The 16668-nt window shown below is 61.7% G+C and carries 21 protein-coding genes; 15 read left to right on the top strand and 6 right to left on the bottom strand.

Annotation, left to right across the window (positions count from 1 at the left end; translation table 11 throughout):
* From PVV74_RS11225 to PVV74_RS11200, 6 genes are all read left to right on the top strand, one after another.
* Nucleotides 1-1206: an efflux RND transporter periplasmic adaptor subunit gene (locus tag PVV74_RS11225; RefSeq protein ID WP_274593246.1), complete on the top strand. Its 1206-nt coding sequence runs from the start codon at nucleotides 1-3 to the stop codon at nucleotides 1204-1206.
* A 115-nt stretch (nucleotides 1207-1321) separates the two neighbouring features.
* Complete coding sequence (gene trxC, locus PVV74_RS11220; protein ID WP_103764054.1) at nucleotides 1322-1762, top strand: thioredoxin TrxC; 441 nt, start codon at nucleotides 1322-1324, stop codon at nucleotides 1760-1762.
* Nucleotides 1763-1792: 30 nt separating this feature from the next.
* The gene (locus PVV74_RS11215; RefSeq protein WP_274593245.1) at nucleotides 1793-2731 is read left to right on the top strand and encodes a J domain-containing protein; all 939 of its coding nucleotides are present in this window, start codon (nucleotides 1793-1795) and stop codon (nucleotides 2729-2731) included.
* Nucleotides 2728-3066 (top strand): chaperone modulator CbpM, encoded by a 339-nt coding sequence (locus PVV74_RS11210; RefSeq protein ID WP_274593244.1) that lies wholly within the window; start codon nucleotides 2728-2730, stop codon nucleotides 3064-3066. The genes PVV74_RS11215 and PVV74_RS11210 overlap by 4 nt, the downstream gene beginning before the upstream one ends.
* A gap of 49 nt (nucleotides 3067-3115) precedes the next feature.
* Nucleotides 3116-3424: a hypothetical protein gene (locus PVV74_RS11205; protein WP_274593243.1), complete on the top strand. Its 309-nt coding sequence runs from the start codon at nucleotides 3116-3118 to the stop codon at nucleotides 3422-3424.
* Nucleotides 3425-3466: 42 nt separating this feature from the next.
* Nucleotides 3467-3895, top strand: a complete 429-nt coding sequence (locus PVV74_RS11200) for a c-type cytochrome (RefSeq protein ID WP_274593242.1) — start codon at nucleotides 3467-3469, stop codon at nucleotides 3893-3895.
* Nucleotides 3896-3972: 77 nt separating this feature from the next.
* Here the strand turns inward: PVV74_RS11200 and PVV74_RS11195 are convergent, their stop codons facing one another.
* Nucleotides 3973-4248 (bottom strand): hypothetical protein, encoded by a 276-nt coding sequence (locus PVV74_RS11195; protein WP_146050048.1) that lies wholly within the window; start codon nucleotides 4246-4248, stop codon nucleotides 3973-3975.
* 243 nt (nucleotides 4249-4491) lie between these two features.
* On the opposite strand from PVV74_RS11195, the gene PVV74_RS11190 reads away from it, so the two are divergent.
* Nucleotides 4492-4731, top strand: a complete 240-nt coding sequence (locus tag PVV74_RS11190; RefSeq protein ID WP_103764058.1) for a hypothetical protein — start codon at nucleotides 4492-4494, stop codon at nucleotides 4729-4731.
* A 145-nt stretch (nucleotides 4732-4876) separates the two neighbouring features.
* Here the strand turns inward: PVV74_RS11190 and PVV74_RS11185 are convergent, their stop codons facing one another.
* On the bottom strand, nucleotides 4877-5791 hold the full coding sequence (locus PVV74_RS11185; RefSeq protein WP_274593241.1) for a DNA-binding protein: 915 nt from the start codon (nucleotides 5789-5791) through the stop codon (nucleotides 4877-4879).
* Nucleotides 5792-5918: 127 nt separating this feature from the next.
* Here PVV74_RS11185 and PVV74_RS11180 point away from each other — a divergent pair, with 127 nt between their 5' ends.
* From PVV74_RS11180 to PVV74_RS11170, 3 genes are all read left to right on the top strand, one after another.
* A complete protein-coding gene (locus PVV74_RS11180; RefSeq protein WP_274593240.1) occupies nucleotides 5919-6326 on the top strand; it encodes an Hsp20/alpha crystallin family protein in 408 nt (135 codons plus the stop codon).
* Nucleotides 6323-8716 (top strand): endopeptidase La, encoded by a 2394-nt coding sequence (gene lon / locus PVV74_RS11175; RefSeq protein ID WP_274593239.1) that lies wholly within the window; start codon nucleotides 6323-6325, stop codon nucleotides 8714-8716. Before PVV74_RS11180 ends, lon begins: the two co-directional genes overlap by 4 nt.
* Nucleotides 8717-8801: 85 nt before the next feature.
* Complete coding sequence (locus tag PVV74_RS11170; protein WP_274593238.1) at nucleotides 8802-9158, top strand: SPW repeat protein; 357 nt, start codon at nucleotides 8802-8804, stop codon at nucleotides 9156-9158.
* Between the two features lie 643 nt (nucleotides 9159-9801).
* Here PVV74_RS11170 and PVV74_RS11165 read toward each other — a convergent pair.
* Both PVV74_RS11165 and PVV74_RS11160 read right to left on the bottom strand, forming a co-directional pair.
* Nucleotides 9802-10431: a DUF3775 domain-containing protein gene (locus PVV74_RS11165; RefSeq protein ID WP_274593237.1), complete on the bottom strand. Its 630-nt coding sequence runs from the start codon at nucleotides 10429-10431 to the stop codon at nucleotides 9802-9804.
* Complete coding sequence (locus PVV74_RS11160) at nucleotides 10428-10853, bottom strand: DUF2267 domain-containing protein (protein ID WP_103764106.1); 426 nt, start codon at nucleotides 10851-10853, stop codon at nucleotides 10428-10430. Before PVV74_RS11160 ends, PVV74_RS11165 begins: the two co-directional genes overlap by 4 nt.
* Before the next feature lie 147 nt (nucleotides 10854-11000).
* Here PVV74_RS11160 and PVV74_RS11155 point away from each other — a divergent pair, with 147 nt between their 5' ends.
* Both PVV74_RS11155 and PVV74_RS11150 read left to right on the top strand, forming a co-directional pair.
* The gene (locus PVV74_RS11155) at nucleotides 11001-11420 is read left to right on the top strand and encodes a CBS domain-containing protein (RefSeq protein WP_103764107.1); all 420 of its coding nucleotides are present in this window, start codon (nucleotides 11001-11003) and stop codon (nucleotides 11418-11420) included.
* Nucleotides 11421-11430: 10 nt separating this feature from the next.
* Nucleotides 11431-11883: a host attachment protein gene (locus PVV74_RS11150; protein ID WP_274593236.1), complete on the top strand. Its 453-nt coding sequence runs from the start codon at nucleotides 11431-11433 to the stop codon at nucleotides 11881-11883.
* A gap of 122 nt (nucleotides 11884-12005) precedes the next feature.
* Here PVV74_RS11150 and PVV74_RS11145 read toward each other — a convergent pair whose 3' ends face one another.
* Nucleotides 12006-12401, bottom strand: a complete 396-nt coding sequence (locus tag PVV74_RS11145) for a c-type cytochrome (RefSeq protein WP_274593235.1) — start codon at nucleotides 12399-12401, stop codon at nucleotides 12006-12008.
* A gap of 274 nt (nucleotides 12402-12675) precedes the next feature.
* On the opposite strand from PVV74_RS11145, the gene PVV74_RS11140 reads away from it, so the two are divergent.
* The 3 genes from PVV74_RS11140 to PVV74_RS11130 are packed head-to-tail and all read left to right on the top strand — an operon-like array spanning nucleotide 12676 to nucleotide 14651.
* Complete coding sequence (locus PVV74_RS11140; RefSeq protein ID WP_274593234.1) at nucleotides 12676-13185, top strand: Hsp20/alpha crystallin family protein; 510 nt, start codon at nucleotides 12676-12678, stop codon at nucleotides 13183-13185.
* 4 nt (nucleotides 13186-13189) lie between these two features.
* Entirely contained in the window at nucleotides 13190-13849 is a 660-nt protein-coding gene (locus PVV74_RS11135) for a phosphoribosyltransferase (protein ID WP_274593233.1), read from the top strand.
* Between the two features lie 37 nt (nucleotides 13850-13886).
* Entirely contained in the window at nucleotides 13887-14651 is a 765-nt protein-coding gene (locus PVV74_RS11130) for a response regulator transcription factor (RefSeq protein WP_274593232.1), read from the top strand.
* On the opposite strand, the gene PVV74_RS11125 is transcribed toward PVV74_RS11130, so the two are convergent.
* Nucleotides 14629-16575, bottom strand: coding sequence for a hybrid sensor histidine kinase/response regulator (locus PVV74_RS11125; RefSeq protein ID WP_274593231.1), 1947 nt, complete (start codon nucleotides 16573-16575; stop codon nucleotides 14629-14631). The genes PVV74_RS11130 and PVV74_RS11125 overlap by 23 nt on opposite strands.
* Nucleotides 16576-16668: the final 93 nt, after the last annotated feature.

The raw sequence follows: 16668 nt of genomic DNA, 5'->3' as shown, positions 1-16668 counted from the left end.
ATGAAACCCAGTACCGTGATCGCAATTTCCGTCGGCGCCCTGGCCCTTGGCGCCCTCGCCGTGCTGGCCTTCCGGACGGACCCGGTACCAGTCGACTTGGCGGAAGTGCAGCGCGGCCCGATGCAGGTGACCGTGGATGTTGAAGGAGAAACCCGCATCGCCGAGCTTTACGAAGTTGCCGCGCCGATCCGTGGCAATGCGCGACGCGCGCCGGTGCGCGTGGGCGACCCGGTCATTGCAGGCCAAACCGTGGTTGCCATTCTCGACCCGGCCGCATCCGATCCGCTCGATGCCCGCAGTCGCGTCGAGGCCGAAGCTGCCACGCGCGAGGCAGAGGCCGGTCTGCACATGGCCCAAAGCACGCTGCGCCAGGCCGAGGAGGAGCTGCAGCTCGCCACCAGTGAACACAACCGCACGCGCGAACTGGTGGATCGCGGCGTCGCCTCGCTGGCCCGGCTGGAATCGGCCGAGCAAACCCTCGCCGCGCGTCAGGCCGCCCGGCGCGCAGCCGAGTCGAACCTCGAACGCGCACAAAGCGCGCTCGACCGCGCCCGCGCCGCCCTCATCGACGCAACCGCAGACGCCACCAGCGCCAAGACTTGCTGCATGAGCCTGACGGCACCCGTGGACGGACAGGTGCTGGAAATCGACACGATCAGCGCCCGCCCCGTCGCCGCCGGAACCCGCCTGCTGACCATCGGGCAGCCGCAAGATCTCGAAATCGTGGCTGACGTTCTGTCGACCGACGCCGTCCGGCTGAAGGTCGGCGACCGGGCAGAGGTTCTGCGCTGGGGCGGAGACAAGACGCTCGAGGCCACCATCTCCCGGATCGAGCCCTCCGCCTACACCAAGGTCTCCGCCCTCGGGATCGAGGAACAGCGCGTCGACGTGGTGTTCGATCTCGCAACCCCTGCAGAGGACCGCCAGGCGCTTGGCCACGGCTTTTCCGTCTACCTGCGCGTTGTGGAATGGGAAGGTCAGGATATCCTGCAAGTCCCGCTCAGCGCACTCTTTCGGCGCGGCGCGGACTGGGCGGTGTTCGTGGCCGTGAATGACGCGGCCAGCCTGCGGATGATCGAAACCGGAAAGATGAATCCGGACCGGGCACAGGTCCTCTCCGGGCTCCAGGCGGGCGACACCGTGATCCTACACCCCAACGACAGCATCCGCGACGGCGTCTCGATCATCCCGCGGCAGGCCGAATGACACAAAGCGCTCCAACCGCTCGCCGCGAAGGCGTACCGCCAATTGATGCGTGTCAATCACAAGGCCCGACAGGCAGCATAGAATCGGTCAAAACGAAAGGAGTGGCACAGTGGCTGTGAAACTGGCCTGTCTCGCCTGCGGGCAAACCAACCGCGTTCCCGAAGACCGGCTTTCCGCCGGACCGAAATGCGGCACCTGCGGCGCAAGGCTGATCGACAAGGCACCGAAAGACATTTCTTTCGAAGTGCTGCGCAAAGCCGCCCGCGTGGATGAACTGCCGTTGATCGTCGATTTCTGGGCGGCGTGGTGCAGCCCGTGCCGATCCATGGCGCCAGAATTTGCCAGCGCCGCCGCCACGCTTTCCGGGCAGGCCCGTTTCGCCAAGCTGGACACCGAGGCCAACCCGCAAGCGAGCGGCACCTACGGCATACGCGGCATCCCCCTGCTGATCGCCTTTCGCGCCGGTGGCGAGGCTGGACGCCAGGCCGGCGCAATGCCCGCCGGGAAGATAACGGAATGGGTCAAGCGCATCGCCGGGAAAAGCAACGTGGGATGAACTGGATTAGCATGAGTGTGAAACCGCAAAATGAGTAACGACCCCTATAAGGTTCTTGGCGTCGCCAAAAAGGCATCGCAGGACGAGATCAAGAAGGCCTATCGCAAGCTCGCGAAAAAGCTGCACCCGGACCTGCACCCGGGCGATGCCGACAAGAAGGCCGAATTCCAGGCCGTGTCGGCGGCCTACGAGATTCTCGGCAACGCCGAGAAACGCAGCCGCTTCGACGCCGGGGAAATCGACGCCAAGGGTCACGAGCGCCCAGAGCGCGACTTCTATCACCAATATGCCGGCCAACAGGGCGCACGCCGTTACGATCCCGGGCCGGGGACGGGTGGCGCCGAGGACTTTTCCGACCTGTTCTCGGATCTTTTCGGCCAAAGGGCGCGTGGCGGCCAAGGCGGCTTTCGGCAGGAATTCCACGCCCGGGGGGCCGATGCGCACTATCACCTCGACGTGGATTTCCTCGACGCCGCCAAGGGCGCGCGACGCCGCATCACCATGCCCGACGGCAACCGGCTGGAGGTGACCATCCCTGCGGGCAGCCGCGACGGCCAAACGTTGCGCCTGCGCGGCAAGGGTGGGCCTGGCTTCGGAGACGGCCCGCCCGGCGACGCGCTGGTGACCGTCACCATCCTGCCCCATCCGCTCTTCACCCGCGCAGGCGACAACGTCGAAATCGAACTGCCGATCACGTTCGACGAGGCCGTGCTGGGCACGAAGGTCGATGTGCCCACGATCTCTGGCACCGTCGCGATGACCGTGCCCAAAGGCACGTCGTCCGGTGACAGGCTACGGCTTAAAGGACGCGGCCTGCCGATCACAAAGGGCGATAAGGGCGACCAGATCGTGCGCCTCAGGATCGTGCTGCCCGACAAGATCGACACACGGATGGAAGATCTCGCGAAGGAGTGGCGCAAACACGTCAAGACCGACCCGCGCCAGAAACTACGTAGGACGACGACATGAGCTACGACGAACGCACCGTTGTCACGCGTGTCGAGCGGCTGACGCTCCGGGACCTGCGCCTCTGGGTGCGCAACGGTTGGGTCAAACCGATGGAAGGAATGGCCGGCCCACGCTTCGACGAGGTCGATGTCGCCCGCATCTGCCTCCTGCGCGATCTGAAGACCGACATGTCCATATCGGCCGACGCCCTGCCGCTGGTTTTGTCGCTGATCGACCGGCTGAACCAGACCCGCCGCGAGCTTCAATGCCTCCAGCGCGCACTCGAAGGACAGCCGGACACCGTGCAGCAGCAGATCATTGCCCGCTACGCCGCACTTCACGAAGACCCGGAGTAGCGCCACGACCGAACGGACAGGATACGAGCCAGGAAGAAAGGACGATCGCATGGACAGGGATCTTAACCAGAGCCGCCGGCTCCTCGCCATGACCTACCGGCGCTACATAGAGGCCGACCTCGGCTGGGTCCGGGCACGCCGCGCCGCACGCGCATGGTTCCCCGAGGAAAGCCAGCCCTATCGCTGGACGATGGGCAGCCCGCAATCGCGCTTGCGCCAGATCTACGAACGGCGCCAACGCGCACTGGTGCAGCTCGCGGCCGCCCGGCAGAAATTCCTGCGCGCCAAGGAGCGCATGGAAAAGCGCCGGCGGGTGATCCTGCTGCTGTCAGGGCCGCTCGACGGCCATGGCGTATGAAATGCCCGGCCAGCCCGGACCGCTTCAATCAAAGGAGTCATGATGAAACACGTATTGATCCCCATGGGGTTGCTCCTTGCGGGCTGCATGCCGGGACCCGAACCGGAAGTGTCCCGCGAGGACGGACAGGCGATTTTCGCCCGGAACTGCGCTGTCTGCCACGGAGTGGACGGCACCGGCACCGGGCCGATGGCCGCGCGTCTGTCAACGCGCCCGGCCGACCTCACGAAAATCGCCAGCCGCCGGGGCGGCGTGTGGCCAGTGCTTGAGGTGATGTCGATCATCGACGGCTATACCAAGCGAACAGAACCGCGCGAGGACATGCCGGTCATCGCGGAACTGACCGAGGGACCGATGGTGGATTTCGACAGCGGCAACGGCCTCGTCAAACCCACGCCCGCCCGGCTCCTCGCCGTGGCCGAATATCTCGAACGCATACAGTCACCGCCGCCGTCCCGCTACGTGCCTTAAACTGCAAATTCGCACATTCGGCTCTGTTCACTGTTCCTGGTCGGTCGTCTGTGCGCAATGGCCAGGCAAAGTCTTCGTCAACATGGCATTGCCTTGCGCCCCAACACTTTCCGCAATCGAGTTATCCGACCTTCCGGAACACCGAAATACTGCGCGATCTCCGACGAACTCAAGCCGAGATCCGCAAAGACTTCCACCGAAGCCTTGGGGTCAGGTCCCAGCGGGTCAGGGGTATGCGCGGCATTGCTTTGCTGCAGGCTTCCTGGATCACAGAAGACGGTCGACGGGATACTCTCGGGGGCCAGCACAAACTCATCACGATGCGAGTGTTCGATTTGGTGATCTGCCGGCATGATTTGTTCTCCCTCCGTTGCAGCATTGCGGCAAGATGCTCGGACGCGGACGGTATTACATTGACGGACGTCAATAGTGGGGAATGGCTGTCCTGGCCAAGCAAGACTCCGCCAATGTTCCCCCGCCTTGTCATGTCACGCACCAGCCATTGATCTTCGACAATGACCGTATGCCCGGACCGTGTTTTCGTGGCGCCACCGACGCGCCCTGTTGCCGCGCCGACCTTTAGATGGAGTTTTGAAATGAAACACTTTGCCCCCGTGCTCGTCGCAAGCGTTTTTCTGTCCTCAACCGCCTTCGCACAAATGATGGAAGTCGATACGGACGAAGACGGCATGGCAAGCTACGAAGAACTTACCGCAGTCTACACCGACGTGACCGAGGAACAGTTCACCGCAATGGACACCAATGCGGATGGCAGCCTGGACGAGGATGAAATGACCGTGGCTATGGATGCCGGAACGCTTGCAAAACCTGAATGAGCCCTGCGCTCAAACGACGGCCCGTTCGGACTTCATGCCACACGGACCGTCTTCGCCGTAGAAACCAGAATGCCGCGAAGCCGCACGGAGCGCCGAATTCGAATCTCCGGCGTCTGACCCTCTACCTGCCCTTGATAAAAAAACTTTACGCCGATGCATCCGCTGCTGCGCCCGCTTTGGCGTAGTGGCTCATGCACTCATTCTCGCGTCCCCGCACCACGCGCTTGCCGTCCAGCGGCCCTCGTTTCTGGGTGACAATTGTGCACTGCGCTTCCGGCGCGTCCTTTTGGTGATAGAATGCTACGACCCAGTCCTTCGTCATACCAAGATCATGTGCCCGGGCGGTGTTGGAATATAGCAGCGTCAGGTGCCAGTCGCCTCGCCTCAGGTGCAGGATCGGCAGCCAGGCCTTGCCCTCTGGATTGAAACGGCGCGGAGCGATCTTGCGCAAACTGCCCGCAGCCGCCTGTTTTCGAAACAGCGCATCGGCGTCCAGCAGCAGCGATACCGACGGCGCATTGTCCTGCGCCTGCGTTCCGCGCCGCGCCAGGCGGATCGGGTCCAAACGGTCCGCCAGCGCCGCAAGGATGGCCCGGCGCCGCCGCCGGCCAAGCCCGGGCACGGACATTTTCGGATCGTGCAACAAGGCTTCCAGTTCTTCCAGCGTCTGCGCATCCAGATGCGTTGCAAACCTTTCGGCAAGGACCGGCCCGATGCCGGGAACAGTCTGAAACACCCGCTCCGGCGTGGTCTCTCCCCGCAGCCTTTCAAGCTGGGTCCACCGGCCCGTCGTCAGGATCTCCACGATCGCGGCCGCAATGCCATCCCCAATCGTCGGCAGGGCAACGAGCGCCTTGATGCCGCCGGAATTGTAGATTCCTCGCAACGACAGGTTCATGTCCTCGATCCGGTCTGCCGCCGCATGATAGGCGCGCACGCGAAACCCGTCGTCGCCCTGTTTTTCCAATAGGTCCGCATAGCTCCGCAATCGTGCGGCGATCTGCGCGTTCTCGCGCAGGTGCGCGCGGGCGGGGGTACGGGTGCGCTCTGAATTTGCCATGTCAGCGGCTCTGAAACGGTTTGCTGGAACCAGCATGACCTCATGGAACAAACGCGCATTGCCCGCGGTCAATGCGCCCCCGCCCTACACATCGCATCGATGGATAGAACATTTCCGGAGGTTCCCGATGCCATCCAACACCGCAGAAAACCTCATGTTGTCCCAGGCACTGCGCCTTCTGGCGCAGGTCGATGATCTCAGACGACTGAGCTTCGACATCGGCACGGCTGCCCAATGGGAACCGCCGCTCGACCTGATCGAGACGCGCACAGAGATCGTGGCCTATGTCGCACTGCCCGGGGTCGAGGCGGCCGATGTCACCGTCACCGCCCAGGACGACATGCTGATCCTGTGCGGCGAACGGCAACGGCCGCCGGAATGGCGCGAGGCTGGGCTGCTTCGCGTCGAACTGCCCTGGGGTCCGTTTCAGCGCCGGGTGCGCATCCCCGCCGGGTGCCAGCTGGTCAAGCGGCAGTCGTTCCAAGGTTATCTCGTGATCCACCTCAAGAAACCCGCGTCGGAGGCCCAGGGATGACAAAGCAGAACACCATTCCGGCGCCCGAGCAGCCGCAAGACCTCGTACCCATTCCCGACGACGGGTTGATCCTCCTGCCGGTTCGCAACTTCGTGGGTTTCCCCGGCACCGTGTTTCCGCTTGCCGTCGGTCGACCCCGCTCCGTCATGGCTGTCGAACAGGCGGTCCGCGGCGAGCGCCCGATCGGCGTCATCCTGCAACGCGATCCCTCGCAGGACGAACCGGATGCCGAAGACCTGCACAAGATCGGGTGCACGGCCACCATTCTGCGCTACGTCTCGTCCCCCGACAGCGGCAACCACCTCATATGCCGGGGCACCGGGAGGTTCCGCGTGACCGAGTTGCTGAAAAACACGCCCTTCCCGATCGCACGTGTCACACAGTTGAACGACGCGCCCGACAAGCGGCCCGAAACCGAGGCGCGCTTTCTTTACCTACGCGAACTGGCGGTCGAACTGCTGGAAACCCTGCCCGCTGCGCCGGTCGGCTTGGCCGAATCCGTCGGTCAGATGACAGAGCCGGGCCTGCTTGCCGATCTCGCCACCGCCTATTCCGATTTTCCATTGCAGGATCGCCAGGAACTGCTGGAATCGCTGGATATCGGCGCCCGCATCGCCAAGGTGACAACCCTGCTGGCGCGCCGGCTCGAGGTGCTGCGCATCACCCGCGAAATCGGCGAACAGACCCGAGAGGCCTTCGATGAAAGGCACCGAAAGGCCGTGCTGCGCGAACAGCTGGAAACGATCCAACGCGAACTCGGCGAAGGCGCGGACAGCACCGCCGAGGAAGTGGCCGAGCTGACCAGGGCCATATCAGAGGCCGAAATGCCCGAAGAAACCAGAAAATACGTCCTGAAGGAACTGGGGCGTTACGCGCGCATGTCCGACAGCTCCGGTGAGGCGGGAATGTTGCGTACCTGGCTGGACTGGATGGTCGACCTACCCTGGCAACTCCCCGAGGAGGCCCCGATCGACCTCGCCGAAGCGCGCCGCGTGCTCGACGCCGATCACTATGGCCTGGACAAGATAAAGACCCGGATCATCGAGCATCTGGCTGTCCGTCAGCTTGCCCCCACCGGCAAGGCGCCGATCCTATGTTTCGTTGGGCCACCCGGTGTTGGCAAGACCTCCCTCGGCCAGTCGATCGCCCGCGCCATGCAACGCAAGTTCGCACGGCTCAGCTTGGGCGGCGTGCATGACGAAGCGGATATCCGCGGCCACCGCCGCACCTATATCGGCGCCATGCCCGGCACGGTGATCCAGTCCATTCGCCGCGCCGGCACCCGCAACTGCGTGCTCATGCTCGACGAGATCGACAAGTTGGGGCGCGGGATCGGCGGCGATCCGTCCTCGGCCCTGCTCGAGGTCCTCGATCCTGCGCAGAACACCGCCTTCCGCGATAACTACCTTGGCGTTGATTTCGATCTCGGCCACGTGGTGTTCCTGACCACGGCGAACGTGCTCGACACCATTCCGTTTCCGCTGCTCGACCGGATGGAGATCATCACCCTGCCCGGCTACGTCGAGGACGAAAAGCTGGAGATCGCCAAGCGCCACCTGGTGAAATCCCAGATGCAGGCGACGGGCCTCAAGCCGGAGCAGGTCAGTATCGACGACGACGCTCTGCATGCCATCATCCGCAACTACACCCGGGAGGCAGGCGTCCGAAGCCTCGAACGCAAGATCGGCGCGGTCCTGCGGCACGCAGCCGTGGATATCGTCGAGGGAAAGTCGAAAACCTTCCAGGTCAATGCAACCGACCTGTCCGAAATCCTCGGCCCGCCGCGCTACGAGAACGAGGTCGCCATGCGCACCAGCCTGCCCGGGGTGGCCACGGGCCTCGCCTGGACGGCGTTCGGAGGTGATATCCTCTTCATCGAGGCAAGTCGCTCCCCCGGCAAGGGTAGCCTCACCCTGACCGGGCAACTGGGCGACGTCATGCGCGAAAGCGCGCAGGCCGCCCTGACCCTGGTAAAGGCGCGCGCCAAGGCGCTGTCCATCGACCCCAAGACATTTGAAAACACCGACATCCACATTCACGTGCCCGCAGGCGCCACGCCCAAGGACGGGCCCAGCGCCGGCACCGCGATCTTCGCAGCCCTCGCTTCGCTTCTGCTGGATCGCAAGCTGCGCAGCGATACCGCCATGACCGGCGAAATATCCCTGCGCGGGCTCGTGCTGCCGGTCGGCGGAATTCGCGAAAAGGTCGTCGCGGCGGCCACCGCGGGCCTCAAGCGCGTTATGTTGCCCGCACGCAACCGGCACGATTTCGAAGACATCCCCGAAGCCGCCCGCTCAAGGCTTGAATTCATCTGGCTGGAAACGGTCGATGATGTTCTCGAACACGCGCTTGAGAAGCGCCCCGCCAAGCGCTCCAGAAAACGTGCTTGATAGCCATCAATGCATCACGGTCCGACATTGGCATCCTGTGGCTGTCCGTGGCGCGAAACCGCGCCTTTTGCCAATGGAGGAAAACATGAAACGGATACACTGGCAGGACACAGTGACGCTCCTGACGGGCCTCGTGCTCGTCGCGGCCCTCTTTGTCCTGAAAATCACGCCACCCGAGGGCATGAACTTTCGCCCCGTAACGCTGAATTTCGTGGTCGTGGGCATCGCCGTCGTCGCGATAGCGGCGGCAGCCCTCTATGACCACCAAGCATGGGAAGAATGGCTCACGCTGGTGCTCGGTCTCTGGATGGTGGTTTCACCCTGGGTCTTGGGCTTCAAAGAGATACTCGTTCTGACCTGGCTGGCGATACTGTGCGGCGCGGTCATCGCCATGGTGGCCCTTGCAGCACTGCTCCAGCCGCGGATGAAAGACATCTTCTGAACAAGTAACCTGCAAAAAAGAAACCGGGACGAACGCTTTCGCCCCGGTTCGCATCCCGCTCCCAAGCGGCCGGCGGTCCGCCGCGGGACCGTCAGGCCCGGCTTCCACATCCAAGGTCACCCCAGGTGCGCTATCCCTTGCCCGACGATCCAGGATCGACAGGTCTCATGGCTTCCCGGTATAATGTCTCGCGGTCCGCGCCTTGCAACGTTTTCCAACGATCCCTCTCCGGTTCCGCTCCTCCCGTCGATGAAAACAGCATGCCCGGCTCTCGTCACTTCGCCATTGATCGCGATCAATGGCGTCGGTGCCGGCCAGTCGGCACGCGGAAAAAGGCCCTCTAAGACTTAATGTCCCGGACGGATTATCTCCGCCCGGGCTTGGACATATCGAAATCACTTCAAGTATTCAAAGGGCCGCCGGGATCTGACTTAGGTTCCAAAGTCGCCTCTGGCGCTATCGCCATCATCCGGCAGCCCCCCGATCAACAGGTCTCAATGCTTCGCCATTGCACCATCTTTCGGTTCGCGTCTCGCGACGTCGTGCCAAGATTTTGCTCCGGTTCCACTCCTCCCGTCGATAAATTCAAACTACGCGATTCCACTCTGGCGGCCATTGATGCCCGTCAATGAAGCGGGGCTTTTCACGAAGTCGGGCACTCCAGCCCCAGCTTTTCAAGCCCCGCAAAAAGATAATCCGCCAACAACGGCGTCCCCAGCAGGTAGCTCGCAGGCGAAGACGTGCGCTCCTGCCAGGCAAGGTCCCGCAATACATTCCATTCATCGTCGTCCCGGCCCAGCCACAAAAGTGCGACCAGGTCGCGTTGGGCGATTTCATCCAGATCGTCGATCACCGACCGCAGTTCCTCTTCCACGGCATCATGGCCACGATCCTCCAGGATATCGGCCACCGCGTCCTCCTCGTCCGGCGCGTCCTCCGCCTCCGTGCTCGCCGATTTTCCCATCAGGTCATGGGCCCGCTCGGCAATATAGCAAACGGTGCGCACCGGGACCTGCAGGTCTTCACCGTTCGGGCTCTCTGGATCGAGCCCGCGTATCTTGCGGCGCGACCCGGACCGCGTCGCCTTTCTGGACGCAGGTTCCTTGAAACCGGCCCACGCAGGCGGGTCCGAACAAGGAAAGGACTCCAGCCCCGCTTCCAGAACCGGGTCGTAGGTCGCAATCGGGGCAGCGCCCGGCTTGCGCTTGCGCTCCGGCGTTCCAGCCTGGGCCCCAGCGTCATCAAAACGACCGCTTCGCCGAACCTCCGTCATTGCCAAAGCTCCCGCAGCGGACCGGGCATGGCATTGCTGACCTGGTCGATCTCGCCCATCGAAATCTTGCGCCGCAACAGATCGAACACCGCGGCGACAGCGCGTTCGGGGTTCTCCAGCGGCTGCTTGCTGAACTTCCCGGCCACCCTGCCCAGGAACTCCGACTTGCCGCGCGGCTGCACCGGTGTCTTGGACGGGTTCCATCCGGTGTAATAGATACCCCGCACGATCAGCGGCAGTTGCGCCGCCAAGTCAGCGGCCTCGTCTACGCCCAGGTAATCGCGGATGGCCTGCAACGTCTCGGACAACAGCAGGTATGCCCGCCCCTTCTCGTGCCACTCCAGATCGTCGCATAGCAGGTTGATCCATTCGGCGACGACCTGTGGCGCCTGGTCGATCGCGGTATGTCCGGTGGGTTTCATGTCCATCCTCCGTTCTTGCCGTCCAGAACTCTGAAGGGTCCGGGTCAAATCGCATTGATCACCGTCACAGCGGGGGCTTGACGGTGGTCAATGACCGGCTTGCAGGAAAGCACGACTGTCGATCAATGTTATTCCACGGAGGACATCATGAAAGTCAGTGAGGCAATGCATGCACCGGCCGAATGGGTTACAGCCGACACCCCTGTCAGCGAAATCGCGTCGCGCATGGCAAAGGACGACATCGGTGCCGTTCCCATCGGCAAGGACGACAAACTGATCGGCATGATCACGGACCGTGACCTGGCAATCCGAGTCATAGCCAAAGGGCTCGATGCGCATAAAACTACCGCCGAAGAGGTCATGACCAAGGGCATCGTTTACTGCCGCACCGAGGAAACGGTCGAAGACGCCATCCACCTCATGGATCAGAAGAAGATCCGTCGTCTGCCCGTGCTCGATGATGGCAAACGAATGGTAGGCATGCTCAGCCTCGGTGATGTCGCCCATGCAGCGGGACTTCAGTTGGCAGGCGAACTGACACGCGCCGTGGCCGATCATCACAAATAGGTCCGTGGCGATGAAACGCCCGCGGATATGGTATATCGTCATGAACGCGCACCGGGCGCGTATCCTGCGCGAATTGCCCGGCATACGTGATCCATTGCCAACCGAAATCACGATGCAGGGCCACAGACGCTCCGTGGGCGAGGTCAAACGCGACCGCCCGACCCGCAGCTTCGCTTCGGCGGGCGGGCGCCGGCGATCCGCGGTCGCGCCCGGTTCGGACCCTCTGGAAGAAGACGCACGCAACTTCATGCGCGATGTTCAAGCTTTCCTCGAAAAAGAGGCGCAAATCGGGGCGTTCGAGGAACTGGTTCTGATTGCTCCAGCCGAAACCATCGGCCTATGGCGGGCTCAGGCACCCGAAGGTCTGGCGAACTGCGTGCGTCGCGAGATCGTCAAGAACCTGGTGCGGTTTTCCGGTCGCGAACTCGTCGCCGCCATTCGCGCCCTCGTCTCACACGAATAGGCACCGCAATGCTTGGCCCGGTCAGGCGAATGCTTGAGTGCGGCTACAAAGTCACGCGTAGGCTTTGGCCAGGCCCTTCCGACTCGGGACAAAAGACCTGCCCGCAGCGTTCACAAGTCGCGCTATTCCTGGATTGACTGCAGGTATTCCGCGATGCTGAGGACGCGTCCGCGAACCAACGGCTCCGACGCACCTGGCATTCCCATGGGTGGTTGAAGATCTTCGCGAAATATAGCGCCGTAGAGCGGCATGGGTTTTTCATGTGTGCGCAACCCGCTACGTCCGTCAATGATCTGGATGACGCGCAGCATCGGAAAAACACCATCGTTTTCCGCGCTGAGCGAGGTCAGGTCCGGCACATCGACCGTCAGGTAGTCAGCCAGGACCCCGTCGCCCTTGGCGGTTTCACCGTGGCATCCCGCGCAATTCTCTGCATAGAAACGAGCGCCCCAATCATGCTCTTGGGCCATTGCCGCGCTCCCGAGAATGAAAGGCATCATCAAAAAGAACTTTTTCATATCTTGATCCTCCAGTTGCTGCCCGAGCGTCGCGCCTGTTCGGCTCGATATCATTGACGACCGTCAACGCCCGGGTTTGCACCGCGCACGTGGTATTGATGACCATCAATGAGAGTGGGGAACGACTCGGACATCTTTGAGCCATTCGCGACTACGCCTTTGTCCAAGCAGGCGTGGAACTTCCGCCTGTCCCCGGAAATCGCGGAAATTGCCGTTGGCTGGGCGATGCATCCCGTGAGTTCGGCCAACGGCATTAACTCAAAAGGAGCGATACATGGCTGATAAGTCTACGGATATCCCTGTCACACGCGAAGCACGCGCAACCAACCGGCCGATCAACCCATGGACCGGCTTTGGCAGTTTGCGCGACGAGATGGAGCGCTTGTTCGACAGTTTTGAACCGCGCCTGTGGTTCGACCGCGCGCTTCCAGAGACGTCACGCGGGTTTCCCCTCTGTCCGGCAGTCGACCTGACCGAGACCGAAAAAGGGTATGCCATCACCGCCGAGTTGCCGGGACTGGACCCCGACGGAATCCACGTGAAGATCAGTAACGGAACGCTGACAATAAGCGGCGAGAAATCCGACGAGAAGAAAGAAGGGGATGAAAGCCATCATCTCAGCGAACGTCGCTGGGGCAGTTTTCAGCGCACGATCCGAATGCCCGAAAACATCGAGCACGACAAGATCGAGGCAGAGTTCTCCAAGGGCGTGCTGACCATCCAACTGCCGAAATCCAAGGCGGCCCTGGCGTCCGAGAAAACGATCACGGTCAAGGCGGCATAGCCGGGTGTCCGGCCCTTTATTCAAGGATCGGGCGGACGCGGCGCGCCAGCTGATCGCAGCACTTCCGCCCGATATCGACCGCCGCTGGCTGGTTCTGGGACTGCCGCGCGGCGGCGTCCCCATTGCCGCGGACATCGCACGCCACTTGGGTGGCGCTTTCGATATATTGATCGTGCGCAAGGTGGGTCTGCCGAATAATCCGGAACTGGCCGTCGCCGCCGTCACCGGGCCCGACCCTGACGAGCTTGCGATCAACCGAACCCTTCAGGACATGCTCGACTTGTCGGAGGTTGATATCCAGGCATTGGCCGTGGAGCCGATCCGCGAGGTGGAAAAACGGCGGCGCATGTGGCTGGAAGGCAGGAGTCCCCTGCCTTTCATTGATCGCGACGTGCTGATCGTGGACGATGGCGCCGCGACGGGTACAACGCTTGAAGCGGCGCTGACGATGGTCCGGCGTCAGGGCGCACGCGCCATCGCCGTGGCCGTTCCCGTCGCTCTGCAAGGCGCGCTTGACCGCCTGTCCATGAGTGGCGTCCGGGTCATTTGCCCTCACCGATCCGACAGGCTCTACTCGATCAGTGGCGCATACCGGGATTTCCCTCAGGTCACTGACCAGCAGGTTACAGACATGCTTTCCTGTCTCCGCCGCGAACAGGCCTGAAAGCGATGACAATTTCCGCCTTTGGACGAAGCATGGTTTGGCGCTTTCTGCAGCACCCGCTATAATCGAAGAAATTTCCGCCGTGGCAGCCATGACGAAAGCAACCGTCCTTGTCGTCGATGACGACCCAGAGATCAGAAAAGCCTTGAACCACGGCCTTTCGTCCGAAGGCTACAACGTGCACGAAGCCAGCGACCGGGCAACGATGCTCAGCAACTTGCGTGAAAACCACGTATCCCTCATCACCCTGGATCTCAATCTCGGCGGCGACGACGGCCTGGACCTTGCGCGGGAACTGAGGTCAAAGCGCAATATCCCCGTCGTAATGATATCTGGCCGATCCGACCCCTACGACCGCGTCCGGGGGCTGGAGTGCGGCGCGGACGATTACATCGTCAAACCCTTCCATATCAAGGAAGTCGTAATGCGGGTCCAAAAGACATTGGAGAGATATCAAGACACCGTTCAACCTTCGGGCAAGCTTCTGTTCGATCACAGCGAACTCGATCTGAAACACCATATTGCACGGCACCTCGACGGGTCGCCGCTTGATCTTACGGAAATGGAACTGAAACTGCTGGAGCTGTTCGTGCGGCACCCCGGCCGCGTGCTCAGCCGAGACGAGATTTCGCACGCCCTGCACGGACGGGGATGGTCGCCCTATGACCGCAGCATCGATGGTCACGTCGCGCGCCTTCGAAGAAAGATCGAAACGCCGGGAGAGTCTCCTCTTCTGATCCGATCGGTTCGCGGTGTTGGCTACGTATTTAGCGGGGACGTCAAGCCTTCCCGCGAGGACTGAGCGCCCGTTCAACCGCCTGCGCCAGCACCGTCAGCGGATATGGTTTCTTGAGGAGTTCCGGCAGACGGTCGCGCGGATGGCGTGGCAGTCGCCGGCCGGACACGTGTCCCGAGGTCAAAAGAACGGCAATTTGCGAGTATTGCTCCCGAACTGTTTCCGCAATGTCATATCCCGAGATCGTACCCGGCAAGATGACATCGGAAAAAACCAGGTCGACCACTTCCCCCTCGCTCAAAAGCTGCAAGGCGGTCTCTCCATCCGCGGCTTCGATCACGGCATATCCCAATGCTTCAAGACGCTTCAGGGTCGCCTCCCGCACCAGCGCATCGTCCTCCACGACGAGGATCATCTCGCCATTGCCCATAGGTATCTCGGCCTCCCGCTCCTCTCGATGAGCAATGCCATCCGCGACCGGAAGAAAGATCGACACCGTCGTTCCTTCTCCTTTTTCGGACACGATCGAAACGAACCCGTTCACCCGTTCGACCGAAGCAAACACACTGGTCAGTCCAAGACCCGTACCCATCTCCGGCGATTTGCTGGTGATAAACGGTTCTTTCGCGCGCTTGACCTCTATTGGGGTCATGCCGACGCCATTGTCCGACACGCTGAGTTCCAGGTAGTGCCCGGGCTTGCCGTTGTCATAGGACTTGGCGGCTTGCGCATCGATTTCGACATCCTTCGTGGTGATAATGATCTCTCCACTATTTGGCTGCGCATCTCGCGCATTCACAACAAGGTTCAGGATTGCACCGTCCAGTTCGGCTGGGTCGATACGGACGGAATAATCATCCGCTCCAGCCGAGAAACGCAAGGAAATGTGCTCATTCAGCAGGCGTTCCAACATGGCCCAGGTTTTCAGGATGTGTTCGTCCAGACGGATCAGTGTGGGTTGCGAATTCCGCGCCCCGGAAAGTGACAGCAGCTTCTTGTTGAATCCGCCCCCCATTTCAGCGGCGTCCATTGCGACCTGGAGGTATTCGTAAGTCGCGGGATCGGAGACACGCATTGCAGCAAGCTCAAGATTCGCGAGTATGACGGAAAGCAGGTTGTTGGAATCATGCGCGATGATCCCGGCGATTCGTCCGATCGCCTCCAGGCGTTGCGACCTGGCCACCGACATCTGCAACTCGTTCCTCTCGGTTTGATCAATCAATATCCCGACGAACCGCGCCGCCTTCTTTTTGTTGTCGGTGCCTTCGAACAAGACACGCCCGACAAGCTGCAACTCGCGACCTTTCTGCGGTGCGCCGGGCCTGACTTCGGCCCGAAACAGCCCATCACCCTCCGGATCGAACGCGCGTCCCCGCGACTCGCGAAACGCGGCTTCGTCCAACGGGTTCAATGCCACGATCCAGCCGTCGAAATCGGCCGGCAGATCCTTGTCTTCAAGATCTGTCATCTCGAGAAAGGCGTCGCTGACTTCGATTTTTCCTGTACTGATATCCAAATCGATCGTCCCGATCCCCAGCGCATCGACCAACAGCCGCAACCTTGTTTCGCTTTCTTGCAGCTGAAACTCCGCTTCTTTCTGCTTGGTAATGTCCTCGGTAAAAACCGCGATCCCGACAACAACGTCCTGGGCATCGCGGACCGGCTTTGTGCGCCAGCGCTCCCAACGGACGCATCCGTCATTCAGCACCAGGCGATCCTCATGCGACGTCAGGCCTTCTCCGGCCAAACCGCGCTGATGGGCCTGTTTTATGTGATCGGGCAGATTGGGAAAAATGTCGTAGTGGCACACGCTCCTGAGGTCTTTGTCCACAAGTCCGTAACGCTCAGCCCAAAACCGCGACCACGCGACGTATCGCATATTGCGGTCAAACATCGCCACGGCCGCCGGGGCATCTTCCACGAACATCGCAAGACGGGTGTCGAGCCCATCCGGCCCCGTCTGTTCAACACTCTTTGGCGTGTCTGTCATGGTCTATTTTCATATACTTAAAGCAATAAAGGCGGAACCTGCGCGTACAATTCTACACAATTCTCGCCCACACGTCGCCGCTGCAATTCGATA

It is taken from the genome of Roseovarius sp. SK2 (assembly GCF_028807495.1).
Classification (GTDB): Bacteria; Pseudomonadota; Alphaproteobacteria; order Rhodobacterales; family Rhodobacteraceae; genus Roseovarius; species Roseovarius confluentis.
Note: the sequence above shows the minus strand (reverse complement) of the source record. Positions and strands in the feature narration are given on the sequence as shown.